Source organism: Agathobaculum sp. NTUH-O15-33 (assembly GCF_033193315.1).
Classification (GTDB): Bacteria; Bacillota; Clostridia; order Oscillospirales; family Butyricicoccaceae; genus Agathobaculum; species Agathobaculum faecihominis_A.
Map to the genome: position 1 here is coordinate 2,841,204 of NZ_CP136187.1, position 14,583 is coordinate 2,855,786.

Consider the following 14,583-nt stretch of genomic DNA (forward strand, 5'->3'; position numbering starts at 1 on the left):
TGAATCGGTTTATTTGCATTTTTCCCCACCTTCGTGTAAAATAGCCTTATATGAGGTGGAGTTTAAATGAGAGTATTGATTTTATCGGTAACGGCGGGCTTTGGCCACCACGCCACCGCCAAAGCGATCGGCGACATGCTTACCGCCAAGGGCGCGGAGGTGCACACGCTCGATGTTTACGCCTATATCAGCGGTCTTGTCAAAACAACGATTGACAAGGGCTATCTGTTTTCTTCCAAGCATATGCAAACGCTTTACCGCCTAGTCTATCAGCTGGCGGAAAATAACGGGCAGAGCTATCTTTCCGCGGGGCCGAGCATGATTAACGTTATCAACGCGCTCGGCGCTTCCAAGTTTGCCAAGGTACTGGCGGGCTACGCGCCGGATGTGATCCTGTGCACCCATGTTTTTGCCGCGCAAATGGTGGACGAGCTGAAAAAGCGGAAAAAGCTGCCCGATATCATGACCATCGGCATCGTGACGGATTACACCCTCCATCCCTATTGGGAGGATGTGCCGCGCGTGCAGTATATCGTCACCGCGAGCGAGCTATTAACCTACCGCTGCGTGGGGCGCGGCATACCGGCTTCGCGCATCCTGCCGTTCGGCATCCCGGTGCACCCTAAATTCAACCAGCCGCTCTCGCGCGAGGACGCGGCGGGGCAGCTCGGCATCGATCCAGCCCGGCCCACCATCCTGCTGATGGGCGGCTCAATGGGCTACGCGGACAATGCCAAGAATCTCGAAAAGCTGACCGAGATCGGCCTCCCCTTCCAGTTCCTTGTCGTATGCGGCAACAACAAAAAGCAGCTGCTCCGCGTTGAACAATACGCTTCCCGGTACGAGGGCGACTGTCTGGTAAAGCCCTACGGCTTTGTCGGCAATGTGGAAGTGATGATGAGCGCGGCGGACTGCATCGTATCCAAGCCGGGCGGACTGACCGTGAGCGAAGCGCTGGCCAAAAACCTGCCCATGCTTCTGGTCGACCCGATTCCGGGCCACGAGGAGCGCAACGTCGATTTTCTGGTCAACAACGGCATGGCCGCGCTGATCACCAAGCATTTCCCCATTGACGAAGCGGTCTATCAGCTGTTTCACAGCCCCGGCCGCTTAAACACGATTCGGCAAACCATGAACGCCGTCGCCCACCCGGACGCCACCGAGCGGCTGGCGGACTTTGTTCTAAACCTGAAAACGAAATAAAAGAGGGAGCGCAGCCTTTTTAGGGCCGCGCTCCCTTGTTATAACCTCTGTCATTCTGAATGTAACGGAGTGAAATGAAGAATCCCGCGCGTACAGCGTCACGGCAAGTCATATCAAAACAAACGGACGGCAAGCCTCGCCCCAGACAGCGCACGGTTTTTCCCTTCCCCTTTTGTTCCCGCGGCGGACGCCGCACGCTATTTCTCCAACTGGATGAGCGGCGAGAGCACATGCTCCATCAGTACGACGATATCCCTGCTTGAAATTTCGTCGCCGCTGCTGATCCACTTTTCCAGCATGCCGATCACGCCGCTGGCGATGAAGCGCGCCACATACCGGTCCTCCACCGTCCGCCCGGGCGTGATGGCAAGGCGGCATTCCTCCACTACCTCGATCAGCTTGCGGCCAAAGCCCTCCGGGGCGGATGTGCGCATCAGCACGGTCACCGCGTCGCGGTTTTCCTCTAGATAATCGACCGCGCGCGCCAGCATGGGGCGCAGCGAGGTATTGCGCTCGGTCGGTCGGAAGCCGTCGATCATGGCGCGGAAATCCGCGATCATCTCCTCCTCGATGCGTTCGCGCAGGTCATATACATCCCGGTAATGCGCATAGAAGGTACCGCGGTTGATATCGGCTTCGCGCACGACATCGGTCACAGTGATGCTCTGAAAATCCTTTTGCTGCATCAATGTGGTCAGCGCCTGCCGCAGCAGCTTTTTGGTACGCCGGATTCGTTTGTCCTCTTGTGGTTCCATAGGTGCGCCATCCTCCTTTTGCTGTGAAAATATTTGTCCGCAAACATACATTAACTATACATTTTGTTCATTATCATATATTTAATACATATTTAGCTCTTGTGTTCAGTAATCTTATGCTATATACTATAACACGAAAAGAAAACGAACGCAACGTCTATTTTTCGGAAGAGTGGTGTTTTTCTTGTGAAACTTAAGGGACATAGCCCTGTCGACCTGATCATTAACCATCGCAAGCTGATCGAAAAGATCTTTACCATATGCGTGTTGTTCAGCCTGCTCAGCGTGCCTTTCGTGGGCGTTAACTACGATTTGACCAAATACCTGCCGGATTCCACGCCCTCCGCGCAGGCGCTCGATATCATGAAAGAGGAATTCACTTACCCCGGCATCGGCCGCGTCATGCTAAACGATGTAACGCTGTATGAAGCCAAATCCATCAAGGACCGCATTGCCGATGTGGACGGCGTAGACCTAATCCTTTGGTGCGATACCTCGACCAACATTTACGGTTCCAGCCAGTTTATCGACTATTCCAAGATAGATGATTACTACAAAGACGGTTCAGCCTATATGGACCTCACCTTTGCGGAGAGCGACTCCTCCTCCCGCACACACCGCGCGGTAAAGGAGATTCGCGAGATCGTGGGCGACCGGGGGCTCGTCGCGGGCTCGGCCGCGTCGGACACCGATTTAGGGCCGACGATCAACGGCGAGGTCGCGCGCGTGATGGTGCTCGCGGTCATATTCATCTTTATCATCCTGACGCTCACCACCACTTCGTGGTTCGAGCCGGTGCTCTTTCTCTCGGTCATGGGCATTGCGATCGTGATGAATATGGGCTCGAACATTATATTCGGCGAGATCTCGTTCCTGTCCAACGCGGTGGGCGCGGTGTTGCAGCTCGCTTGCTCAATGGACTATTCCATCTTCCTGCTGCACTCGTTCACGCACGAAAAGGCCAACGGCATCGAACCCGAGCAAGCCATGGCCAACGCGCTGCGCAGCGCCTTTACCTCGATCGGCGCGTCCGGCGCGACCACCGTCGTCGGCTTTCTGGCGCTGGCGCTCATGCGCTTCGGTATCGGACCGGATATGGGCTTTGTGCTGGCCAAGGGCATTATCCTAAGCCTTGTCACCGTCCTGCTGCTCATGCCCGCGCTCATCCTTCGTTTTCAAAAGCTGATCGACCGAACGCAGCACCGCTCCTTCATGCCGTCGTTTCGGCGTTTCGGCGAATTCGCGTATAAAATCCGCAAGCCGGTCTTTATCCTTGTGATGCTGCTGGTGCTCCCTTGCTACATCGGGCAGGGCATGGCGGATTTTACATATGGCAACGAAGCGGTATCCAATTCGCCCGGCACGCCCGTGTACGCGGCGGAACAGCAAATGAACGCCAAGTTTGGGCAAAGTAATATGATGCTCGCCCTCATTCCCGCCGGCGACAACGTGACCGAAAAAGAAATGTCAGACGAGATAGGCGACCTGCCCTATGTCAAGGCGGCGCTCGGCCTGTCCTCTGTTTTGCCGGACGGCATTCCCGAAAGCTTTTTGCCGCACAGCTTGACCAGCCAGCTCCACGGCGATAATTGGGCGCGCGTTATCGTGAACGTCCGTTCCGCAGGCGAGAGCGACGCCGCGTTCCGCTATTCGGACGAGATCCGCGCCATCATCGAGCGGTATTACCCCGAGCAGCAGACCTATCTTGTCGGCGTCACGCCCTCGACGCAGGATATCAAGGCCATCATTACCACGGACTATTCGTTCGTCAATATCATTTCGCTGCTCGGCGTTGCGATCGTCGTCGCGATCACGTTTAAATCCATCGTGCTGCCGCTCGTCGTGCTGATCCCAATCGAGGCCGCCGTGTTCATCAACACCGCGCTGCCCTACATCACCGGCACGCGGACCATGTTCCTCGGCTTTATCATTGTTTCTTGTGTGCAGCTCGGCGCGACGATCGACTATTCCATTTTACTTACCAACAACTATCTGGACGCCCGCGCGCAGGGCGACAAAAAGGAAGCCGCCATTCGCGCCGTCACGTCGAGCGCGCTGTCCGTGCTCACCTCGGGCATTATCCTGATGACGGTGGCCTACGGCCTGTATTTCATGTCCTCGATCGAAGCGATCGGCGGGCTCGGTCATTTGATTGGCCGCGGCGCGCTGCTTTCCATGATCTTGGTGCTGCTGATGCTGCCCGTCTGCCTGATGTTGTTTGACCGCTTCATCGTCAAGCCGGACTACGCGCAGAAGAAGCACGCCCGCATGAACCGTATCCGCGCGCGCAAGATCAAGCTGCCCACGATCGACAAGCTGCGCGAGCAACGCTTGCAGCTGCAATCCCAGATCCGCGAAAACCGCCGCGCGCGGCATAAGGCCATCCGCGACCGGTTGGCGCGATATACCAAGTCCGCCAAACAGGACGCTCCGCCCGATCCGCCCCAAAACGACTCCACCCCTACCGCCGAGGAGGAAAACGACCATGAAAAGAAATAAAACGCGCCTGACCGCCATGGCGCTCGCCCTGATCCTGCTGTTCACCAGCGCGGCCACCGCCGCGCCGCCGACGGTGGAGACCGACGAGGTCGTATACGTTAACCTTGACTATTACGGCGTGCCGCACGACACGCGCATCGTCAAGGGCGTCAGCCTGAACGGACAGGATACCTTTACCGATTACGGCAATTATGCCGATGTATACAACATGACCTCGCACGACCAGCCGGAGCTGGCGGACGGTTCGGTGACTTGGAACCTGAACAGCGACGAGCGCCAGCGTTTTTACTATGAATGCATCCCGAACGAGACCGAAACCATGCAAATGCCGTGGGATTTCGACGTATCCTACAAGCTGAACGGCGTGCCCACCACGGCGGAAAAGTGCGCCGGGGCGGACGGTCTGGTGGAGATCACTCTGCACGCGCTGCCGAACGACGCGGCCAGCGAATACTACAAAAACAATATGATGCTGATCGCCGCGACCGGTATCGACACCTCCAAGGCCCTTTCGATCGACGCGCCCGGCGCGCAGATTCAATCGGTCGGCACGTACAAGATCGTCTTCTTCATGGGCCTGCCCGGCGAAGAAAACACCTTTACCGTGCGCATCGGCTCAAACAGCTTTGAAAGCATGGGTCTGATCCTGTTCATGGCGCCCGCCACGCTTTCCTCGCTGAATCTGCTTTCCGATATGCGCGATATCAAGGACCGCATCGGCGATTCTGGCGACAGCCTGTATCAGGGCTTATCCGACATGCTCAAGACCATGCAGTCGATGCAGGGCGGACTGAACACCATGAGTCAGGGCATCGCGGGCATCAACGAGGTGCGCCGCCAGCTAATCGATTCGCGCGGCACGCTCGACCCGGAGGCCGATGAAGCCCTCGCCGCGCTGGACGCGCTCGCGGGGCAGTCCGATTCCCTGATCCCGGAGCTGAACTCCATGCAAACCACGCTTACCTCGCTCAACGCGACGGTAAACAGCATGCTTGGCACGCTTTCCGATTCTAACCCCACGGTATCCGGCTATCAAAAGCTGTTGCAGGACCTGTATAAGACGCTCGGCAATCTGGACGATATGCTGGAAGAGTTACGGGAGAAAAAGGAAGCGAACGACTGGCTTTACATCAATGATTTACAGGAATCGATCAGCGGTCTGGAAAAAGATCTGACCACGCTGCAAGGCGATATGAAGACCATGCGCGAGCGGCTGGACAGCCTCGCCGGCCGGCTTGTCGCTCTGCGCGGCCAAATCGACGACGCGCCGCTCGGCGACGAGCTGCGCGGCCTGCTGGATGTTTTTCTCGGAAGCGCGGAAGACCTGACCGATTCGCTCATGGGTACGCTGAAGACACTGTCCGACGCGACCGGCAGGCTCAGTTCTTTGATGGGCACGTCGGATTCGATGCTGGATACTCTGGATGATATGAACGACATTCTGACCGATTACGACGGTATCTCCGGCGATCTGATTGGCGAAGGACAGGATTTCACCCGTCTGGCCGAAAGCTCGCTGGAAATGGTCGGCAAGCTGCTGGCCGATATCCCCGCGCTGTCCGTTTCGCTGGAACAGCTCACCTCGGACGCGAACGCAATGGCGGATAAAGGCTCCAATATGATGGTATCCCTCACCAAAACGCTCGCTTCCGCGACCAAGTTGATGCAATCCGCGCAGGACACGCTGCGCTCGGTGCGGGATAAGTCGGACGCAAGCATGCAGACCTCAATCGACGGCCTGCTCGACGTATTGGAGCGCGCGGCCGGTTCCAGCTCTTCCAGCAGCCTGCAATCCGCGACCGATTCCATCCACAACGCGATCGACGAGGGCAAAAAGGATCTGGAAGAGGACACCAACGTTCTCAACATCGACGCCGAAGCCGATCTGCAATCGGTCACCTCGTCGGAAAACCCCTCTCCCGCCAGCCTGCAATTCATTTTACGCACCGATGAAATATCGGTGGATGAACTGGAAGACGACGCGCAAAACGAACCCGAAGCCGCAGACGAAGGCGTGTTCGCCCGCATCGCCAACATCTTCAAAAAGCTCTTCTCCGCCATAGCGGGCGTATTCACATCGGAGCAGTAAGAAAATCAAACAAATAAAAACGCCGCATGGTAGCGGCGTTTTTATTTGTTTCACCCCTTTATATCATCTTTCCGCTTTCTTTAAGCGTAAAGATCCCATCATAATCACAGTCTAACGCCGCCGCGATCTCGCGCAGCTCTTTTTCGGAAAAATTGTCACGCGCCAGCTTATTGCTCAGGTTGTTTCCGTTTGTCCCAAGCCTTGTGACAAGCTCCTTGATCGTCATATCCCGCTCCAGCAGCACCGTTCTGATTTTCTTTGCCATTCCCATTTGTGTAATCCTCCATCTATATGTCACAAATTGTATACCAAAATAGCGATTCTTCAACAAATCTTGTTATTCATATATAAAAGCGGGTTTCACCATATGACATTCTCTCGTATTCAACTGTAAAATATTATATCGCACAAAATAGCTATAGTTAATATTATTGATAACTACTCTTCGACAAACGTAAAAATTATCGGTATAGTAAAACAAAAAGATAAGTTGTAGGAATGAATAAACAATAGAACTAAAAAGAGGGGTTAAACATGAAGCTATTGATGGGACAGCGCTTGAAAAAAGCGCGAATCAGCCGTGGACTGACCGGCGAACAATTAGCGGAATTATGTCACATCAATGCGACTTATCTTCGCCAAATCGAAGCAGAGCGAAAGACGCCCAGTCTGCCGGTATTTATCAGCTTATGCGACGAACTTAAAGTATCGCCAACCTACTTACTTACCGAAGTGCTGATAGAAAACGAACTAAGCGATTTTGGCGTACTTTCGGATCTATGGCAGAGCGCCACGCCTATTCAAATTCAAATTGTGACCGCTATGGTGCGCAGTGCATTGGAGCAACTGTAGTTTGGCATACCAAGAATCGGCAGAGTGGGGTCACTCCGCCCTACAAGCGGGGGACGCTTGGCTGGCGTAGGGCGGCGTGACTCACGCCGCCGCACGCGGCTACCGCCGCGCATCAAATCGTGAGCGAAGCGAACCACCAATCAAACGGAGCGCCGGCAAATGTGGGCGCGCAAAGCAGGCCGGTCCGGCCGAGCAGAGGCACCCGTCCACTGAATCCCTAGGCACCCGGTACAGCGCCACAAAACGTCACACAGGTACAAAGGGGCGGCGCGCGCCGCCCCAAACGGCATAAGGGAAAAGCGTGGAAGTCAAGAGGGAAGGGAAAACCGTTTAGGTTGTCCCCTCCCTTTTGCCCCCGCGGCGGGCGCCGCAACGTTCCCCCGCGGCTCATGCCGCGCATTAAATCGCGAGCAAAGCGAGCCACCAATACAAAAAGGACGCGCCAAAACGCGTCCTTTTCGTTTCATCAGTTGGCCGCTTCGATCGCGTCCACCTGCGTTAAATATTTTTGCTGGTAGTATTTCAGCTTGTCCGCAAACTGGCGGGTCTTCTTGTACTCCTCCTTGGCGTACTGGTGCGTATCGAATTCGGACGCGCCCTCGCCGAGCTGGATGGTATAGATCGCGATGTTGGAGCAGTGATCGCTGATCTTCTCCAAATCGTGTACGATATCGAGGAAATGGATGCCGGTCTGCATCGTGCAGTCGCCCGCGCCAAGCCGCTCGATATGGCGGCTCTTGAGGCGCTCCTTGAGCGTATCGACAACCTCTTCGACCGGCTCGACCGTACGGGCCACGGAGACCGAACGGGTCACATAGCCCTCTACCGTCAAATCAAGCGCTTCGCCCACTGCCTGACACATGACGTGCAGCTCCTGCGAAGCGGAATCGGAAAAGCTGAGTTCGCTTTGGCGGAACGCTTCCATGCGGTCGAAAATATTCTGCGCATAGTCGCCGATCTTTTCAAAATCAGAAAGCGAATGCATCATCTCCGCCGACTGGCGGCGCTGATCCACCGAACGGATGTTATGAACATTCAGCAGATACTTGCCGATCTCGACTTCGGCACGGTCCAAAAACGCCTCGTGCTCGCGGAAGGTCTCATCATCCGGCTGCTCGTTGCCAAACAGCGGATCGGTTGCAAGGCGGAAGTTGCGCTTGGCCGCGTCGCCCATTTCGGCGATGCAGCGCTGCGCCTGCTCCAGCGCCAGCGACGGCGTGGTCAGGAAGCGAGGCTCCAGCTTGGAGAGCGGGTCCTCCTTCTGCTCGCCCGTGGGCACGCTCCACTCCGCCAGACGAACCAAAAACCCGGTAAAGGGCAGGAACACCAACGTACAGGCCACGTTGAACAGCGTGTGGAAGTTTGCAATGCCGCCCTTATCGATCGCCGTGTCCCAGAAGGAGAAGCCGATCGCGGCGTTTAGCCCGTATATCGCGGTTAAAAAGACGATGGAACCGATTAGGTTGAAGTAAAAGTGCACCATCGCCGTGCGGCGCGCGTTTTTCGAGCCGCCGAGCGAGGACAGAAACGCGGTAATACAGGTACCGATATTCTGGCCCAGAATGATCGGCACGGCGGCGGCATAGGTAATTACGCCCGTGGTGGACAGCGCCTGCAAAATACCGACCGACGCGGAGGAGGACTGGATGATCGCGGTAACGCCCGCGCCGACCAGCACGCCCAGAATCGGGTTGGAAATCGCGGCGAACAGCTGCGAGAACTGCGGCAGGTCGGCCAGCGGCGCGACCGATTTTTCCATAATCGACATACCGATAAACAGAATACCGAAGCCGGAGAAAATATCCGCAATATCGCGCGTGCGGCGTTTCTTCGCCAGCATCATCACGATAACGCCGACCAAAACGATAACATAGGCGAGGTTGGCCGGCTTTAGCATTTGCATAAACAGGTTGCCGCTCAACCCGCCGCCCGAATCGAGCCGCAGGATCTGCGCGGTGATGGTGGTGCCGATATTGGCGCCGAGAATGACGCCGACCGACTGCCGCAGTGTCATAATGCCGGCGTTAACAAAACCGACCACCATAACGGTCGTCGCCGAGGACGACTGAATGACCATGGTGACGACCATGCCCATCAGCAATGCTTTGCCGACGTTGCTGGTCATTTTTTCAAGCGTTTTTTCCAGTTTGGCGCCCGCGGCGCGTTCGAGGCCCTTCCCCATTGTCGTCATGCCGTAGATAAACAGCGCCAAACCGCCTACCAACTGCACGAGCGAGAGCACATTGAACTCCATGCGCTTCCTCCGTTTCACACATTCCTTACACGTTTCTTACCATTTCTCCATACGTTATAAGTATACAGTACTACGCAAACCCAGTCAACGGGTAAACGTGGAAGGAGGAAAAACATGGCGAAATGCCCACTGATCTTAGTATCCACCGGCCGCGGGATGGGAGAATTGTCAGTTTTTCGCCGTCAAAGTGAGCTTTACGGCGATTCTGTCGACCGCGCGGGCGGCGTGGCGGTGCTTGCGAGCGGCGGCAGCGCGCACATTTTGGCCGCACGGATGGACGGCCTGCTGCTCGCGGGCGGCGGCGATCTGCACCCAGCCCTATACGGCGAAGCGCGCAATAGCGACCGGCTTTCCATCGACACCGCGCGCGACGCGGAAGAGCTGGCGCTTTTCGAGGCCTTTTATGCCTGCGGCAAGCCCATCTTCGGCATCTGTCGCGGCATACAAGCCATCAACGTTTTTTTAGGCGGCACGCTGCACCAGCATATCGAGGATCACGGCGAGGGCTGTCATCCCGTATGCTGCACAGCCCTTCTCGGCGCGCGTATCGGCGCGGCGCCCATGGTGAACAGCTACCACCACCAAGCCTGCGCGCGCATCGCGCCGGGGCTGACGGTTGCCGCCCGCGCGTCGGACGGCACAGTGGAGGCGCTGGTGGGCGGCAGCGCGCCCTTGCTCGGCGTACAGTGGCACCCGGAGCGCATGGCGCCGCCCCTTTGCGAGGACGTCAAAGGGGCCGACCATCTGCCGCTGTTTACCTTGATTGATCGAGCGCTGCTGACACACCTTCCAAAAAAGGACCCGCGCGGCGTTCTGTCAGCCGCGCGGGTCTCAGACTGTCAAAAATAATTTTTTGACAGTCTGGCGGCCTGCTCCCAACGGAGCAAGCCGCTTTACCATAATTGTATCGTTTAGTTTAAAAAATCCTTTAGCTTCTTGCTTCTGGACGGATGGCGCAGCTTGCGCAGCGCCTTGGCTTCGATCTGGCGGATGCGTTCGCGGGTGACGTTGAATTCCTTGCCCACCTCTTCCAGCGTGCGGGTGTGGCCGTCCTCGATGCCGAAGCGCAGACGCAGCACCTTTTTCCTCACGCGGGGTCAGCGTTTTGAGCACCTCGACCAGCTGCTCCTTGAGCAGCATAAAGGATGCGGCCTCCGCCGGTTCGGGCGCGTCGTCGTCCGGGATAAAATCGCCCAGATGGGAATCCTCTTCCTCGCCGATCGGCGTTTCAAGCGAAACCGGCTCCTGCGCGATCTTCAAAATATCGCGCACGCGGTCCACCGGCATCGACATTTCCTTGGCGATCTCCTCCGGGCTGGGGTCGTGTCCCAGCTCCTGCAGCAGCTGGCGGGAAACGCGGATGACCTTATTGATCGTTTCCACCATGTGCACCGGAATGCGGATGGTACGCGCCTGATCCGCGATCGCGCGGGTGATGGCCTGACGGATCCACCACGTCGCATAGGTGGAGAACTTAAAGCCCTTGGTACTGTCGAACTTTTCGACCGCCTTGATCAGGCCAAGGTTGCCTTCTTGGATCAGGTCGAGGAACAGCATGCCGCGGCCCACATAACGCTTGGCAATAGAAACGACCAGACGAAGATTTGCCTCGGCCAGACGCTTTTTGGCCTGCTCGCCGGGATAGCCGCCGGCGGCCATTTTTTCCGCCAGCGCGATCTCTTCCTCCGGCGAGAGGAGATCGACCTTGCCGATCTCCTTCAAATACATACGCACCGGGTCGTCGATCGCAAAGGTCTCGGCCATGGCGGAGGTGTCAACCAGCTCCTCCTCGGGGACCTCTTCCACTTCCTCGGGCTCGAACACCTCGTCGTCGTCATTACCCAGCGCCTTTTCCAAAACGCCCTCGGCTTCGATCTCGATGCCCATGCCTTCCATGGTTTCGTACAGCTTATCGATGTCCTCGCTCTCCAGCTCCAGCTGGGAGAGCGCGTCGGCGATCTCCTTGAGCGTCAGCTTGCCGTTTTTCTTGCCCAGCGCGAGCAGATCGGTCAAAACCTTCTGCTGCTGCTCCATATCCGGCGCGCCGCCCTTTGCGTTCGTATTGCTCATCGTCATATCGTTTGTCCTCCAGCGTTTTGTTTTTTCATGCGTCCAAAGGTCAGCAGCGGATCCTCGCCCTGCTCGGCGGTCGTGCCGTCCTTGACACGCTGCAGCCTGATGGTATTTATGTATTCTAATAGCGCTTTTTGTTGCTCCGCGGCGGGAACGCCTTCGTTCAGCACACGGGTCAGGTGGCTCATTTCTCCCGGCTCCAGATAGCCTTCAAAGGCCACGACGTCCACCATGTGCCCTTCGGCGTCCAGTTCCAGTGCGCGCTCGTATATCTTACGCAGCACCGGCGCGGAGAACCACGCGGCAGGCAAATCTTTTTTCAGCCCCGCCACCAGCTTTTGATCGGAAAAGATCAGGCGCAGCACGCCCTCCTCCGCCTTGGCCGATTTAATATCCGGATAGGTGAGGGAGCGGTCCTTGGGCTGCGCCATGCCCACGGGCGAGCGGATCTCGCGCCGCTCGGCGGTTTTCCGTTTTTTCAGGCGAATGCCAAGCTCGCGCTTGACTTCGACCAGCATGGCTTCCGGCGTGACGCCCGCCATGCGCGCCGCCTTGCTCGCGTACACTTCGCGCTCGACTCCGCTGTCGATACCCGCGAGCATGCGCGCCGCGTCCTTCAGGAACAGCACGCGCGCCTCGTCGTCCTCCAAATCGTACTTGGAGGCGATCTGCTCCAGCCGGTAAGCGTTGTGGTTCTCGCTCCGCTCGATCAGATTGCGGAACGCATCCGGCCCTTTTTCGCGCAGAAACTCGTCCGGGTCCTTAGCGCCCGGTATTTTCAGCACCTTGACTTGCAAATCGCAGCGCCCCAGAATATCGATCGCGCGCTGGGCGGCGGCCTGTCCGGCCCCGTCCGCGTCGTAGGAGATCACGATCTCGCTCGTATGCCGCGCCATCATGCGGGCCTGATCCTCGGTCAGCGAGGTGCCGAGCGAGGCGACCGCCGAATCGAACCCCGCCTGATGCAGGGCAATGACGTCCATATACCCTTCCGCCAATATAAAGTAACCGTTTCGCGTGGTTTTAGCCAAATTCAGCGCAAAAAGGTTGCGGCTCTTGTGAAAAATCGGCGTTTCGGGTGAATTCAGGTACTTTGGTTTGGAATCATCCATCACGCGGCCGCCGAAGGCGATCACATTGCCGCGCACATCGATGATGGGAAACATCACGCGGCCCCGGAACCGGTCGTACACGCGGCCCTTTTCCGATTTGCTTAAAAGCCCGGCGTCCAGCATTTCCTCCCGCGTGTAGCCCTTGGCCTTCATCGCGTCCAAAAGCGCGGAAAAGTTGTCCGGCGCATAACCCAGACCAAAACGGTTCATCGTACGCCGGTGCAGGCCGCGGTTGAAAAAATATTGCTGCACCGCCCGGTTTTCGGGCTGCCAAAGCGTATCGTAAAAAAAGCGCGCGGCGTCCTTGCACAGGGCGTACAGCCGGTCGCGGCGGCGGGCCGCCTGCCGGTCGGCCTCGCCCTGCGTGGGCACCTCCATACCGGCCTTTCCTGCCAAAAAGCGTACGGCGTCCGGGAATTCCAGCCCCTCCGCCTTCATCACAAAGGTGATAACGCTGCCGCCCGCCCCGCAGCCAAAGCAGTGAAAAATCTGCTTATCCGGTGCAACGGAAAACGACGCCGTTTTTTCATTGTGAAACGGACACAAGCCGAAATAGTTTGCTCCGCTCTTTTTCAGCTGTACATACTGAGAGACGATATCGACGATATCGTTTCGTGCGGCCAGCTCGTCCAAAAACACACGGTCGAACGGCACTTCCCGTCACCTCTTTTCTCTATAGCATACCCATTTCGTCAGGCTTCTATTTTATTCCAGCTTTTCGGGATGAATATTCGCTTATAGGTCGCGATCGAGTAGCGGTCCGTCATGCAGGCGATATAATCGCAAACGGCGCGCTCCCGTGGGTCGCCCTCGCGCATCAGGCGCTGGTAATCCTCCGGCAGCTCCTCCGGGTGGGCGTCAAAGTATTCATAGAGCATGCGCAGCATATTTCTGGCGCGCTGCTCCTCGCTCTGCGCCTCGGTGCCCTGATAGACATGGTTAAACATGAACTCGCGCAGCGCCATCATATCGTCATGTACGCGGCTGTCCATGCCGATTTCGCGGTGCTGCTGCCCGTAGGAGATCATCGCGGTCACCATGGTGTCGATACGGCGGCCGTGCGAATCCCCCAAGCTATCAAGCAGCGAGCCCGGGATATCCTCGGCGGCGATTAGCCCGCCGCGCACCGCGTCGTCGATATCGTGATTGATATAGGCGATGCGGTCGGCGTAATGGATGATGCGCCCTTCCGGCGTATCCGCTTTTTTCGCGCCGGTGTGGCAAACGATGCCGTCCCGCACCTCATAGGTAAGGTTCAGTTCCTCCAGCCGGTCCACCATGCGCAGGCTCTGTTCGTTATGGTGGAAGCCGAGGGGGCACACCTCGTCCAGCGCGCGCTCGCCCGCGTGGCCGAAGGGCGTATGGCCAAGATCGTGGCCAAGGGCGATCGCCTCGGTCAGATCCTCGTTCAGGCCCAGCGCGCGCGCGACCGTGCGCGCGATCTGCGCCACCTCCAACGTATGCGTCAGCCGGGCGCGGTAGTGGTCGCCTTCGGGCGAAATAAAAACCTGCGTTTTATTCGAGAGCCGGCGAAACGCCTTGGAGTGGATGATCCGGTCCCGGTCGCGCTGAAAGCAGGTGCGGTAGGGGCACTCGGCCATCGGCCGCTGCCGCCCATGCGAGGCGGAGGACGGCGTGGCCCAGTCCGCTAAAATAAGCGCTTCCCGCTCCTGCTGCTGTTCCCTGACGGTCATAGGATTTCCTCCCTTTTGACACAGCGAAAATGTCTTGCATATTGGTTATACC

At 57.4% G+C, this 14,583-nt stretch carries 10 protein-coding genes and 1 pseudogene; 5 read left to right on the top strand and 6 right to left on the bottom strand.

Annotated elements, in window-relative coordinates; all coding sequences use genetic code 11:
- Positions 1-66: 66 nt before the first annotated feature.
- Positions 67-1,203, top strand: a complete 1,137-nt coding sequence (locus tag RWV98_RS13795) for an MGDG synthase family glycosyltransferase (protein WP_280961069.1) — start codon at positions 67-69, stop codon at positions 1,201-1,203.
- A gap of 197 nt (positions 1,204-1,400) precedes the next feature.
- Here the strand turns inward: RWV98_RS13795 and RWV98_RS13800 are convergent, their stop codons facing one another.
- Positions 1,401-1,958 carry a TetR/AcrR family transcriptional regulator gene (locus tag RWV98_RS13800; protein ID WP_280961070.1) on the bottom strand — a complete coding sequence of 186 codons (558 nt, stop codon included), beginning with the start codon at positions 1,956-1,958 and terminating at the stop codon, positions 1,401-1,403.
- 186 nt (positions 1,959-2,144) lie between these two features.
- Between RWV98_RS13800 and RWV98_RS13805 the strand changes: the two genes are divergently transcribed.
- Both RWV98_RS13805 and RWV98_RS13810 read left to right on the top strand, forming a co-directional pair.
- Positions 2,145-4,457 (top strand): efflux RND transporter permease subunit, encoded by a 2,313-nt coding sequence (locus tag RWV98_RS13805; protein ID WP_317861451.1) that lies wholly within the window; start codon positions 2,145-2,147, stop codon positions 4,455-4,457.
- Positions 4,444-6,546, top strand: coding sequence for a hypothetical protein (locus RWV98_RS13810; protein WP_317861453.1), 2,103 nt, complete (start codon positions 4,444-4,446; stop codon positions 6,544-6,546). Before RWV98_RS13805 ends, RWV98_RS13810 begins: the two co-directional genes overlap by 14 nt.
- A gap of 58 nt (positions 6,547-6,604) precedes the next feature.
- On the opposite strand, the gene RWV98_RS13815 is transcribed toward RWV98_RS13810, so the two are convergent.
- Complete coding sequence (locus RWV98_RS13815) at positions 6,605-6,817, bottom strand: helix-turn-helix domain-containing protein (RefSeq protein WP_317861455.1); 213 nt, start codon at positions 6,815-6,817, stop codon at positions 6,605-6,607.
- 263 nt (positions 6,818-7,080) lie between these two features.
- Here RWV98_RS13815 and RWV98_RS13820 point away from each other — a divergent pair, with 263 nt between their 5' ends.
- Positions 7,081-7,398 (top strand): helix-turn-helix domain-containing protein, encoded by a 318-nt coding sequence (locus RWV98_RS13820; RefSeq protein WP_317861457.1) that lies wholly within the window; start codon positions 7,081-7,083, stop codon positions 7,396-7,398.
- A 466-nt stretch (positions 7,399-7,864) separates the two neighbouring features.
- Here the strand turns inward: RWV98_RS13820 and RWV98_RS13825 are convergent, their stop codons facing one another.
- Positions 7,865-9,652, bottom strand: a complete 1,788-nt coding sequence (locus RWV98_RS13825) for a Na/Pi cotransporter family protein (RefSeq protein WP_280961074.1) — start codon at positions 9,650-9,652, stop codon at positions 7,865-7,867.
- A gap of 114 nt (positions 9,653-9,766) precedes the next feature.
- On the opposite strand from RWV98_RS13825, the gene RWV98_RS13830 reads away from it, so the two are divergent.
- Positions 9,767-10,501: a gamma-glutamyl-gamma-aminobutyrate hydrolase family protein gene (locus tag RWV98_RS13830; RefSeq protein WP_317861459.1), complete on the top strand. Its 735-nt coding sequence runs from the start codon at positions 9,767-9,769 to the stop codon at positions 10,499-10,501.
- A 62-nt stretch (positions 10,502-10,563) separates the two neighbouring features.
- Here RWV98_RS13830 and rpoD read toward each other — a convergent pair.
- From rpoD to RWV98_RS13845, 3 genes and pseudogenes are all read right to left on the bottom strand, one after another.
- Positions 10,564-11,722, bottom strand: a pseudogene (rpoD, locus tag RWV98_RS13835) (RNA polymerase sigma factor RpoD).
- Between the two features lie 2 nt (positions 11,723-11,724).
- Entirely contained in the window at positions 11,725-13,491 is a 1,767-nt protein-coding gene (gene dnaG / locus RWV98_RS13840) for a DNA primase (RefSeq protein ID WP_317861461.1), read from the bottom strand.
- A gap of 38 nt (positions 13,492-13,529) precedes the next feature.
- The gene (locus tag RWV98_RS13845) at positions 13,530-14,531 is read right to left on the bottom strand and encodes a deoxyguanosinetriphosphate triphosphohydrolase (RefSeq protein WP_317861463.1); all 1,002 of its coding nucleotides are present in this window, start codon (positions 14,529-14,531) and stop codon (positions 13,530-13,532) included.
- Between the last annotated feature and the right edge of the window lie 52 nt (positions 14,532-14,583).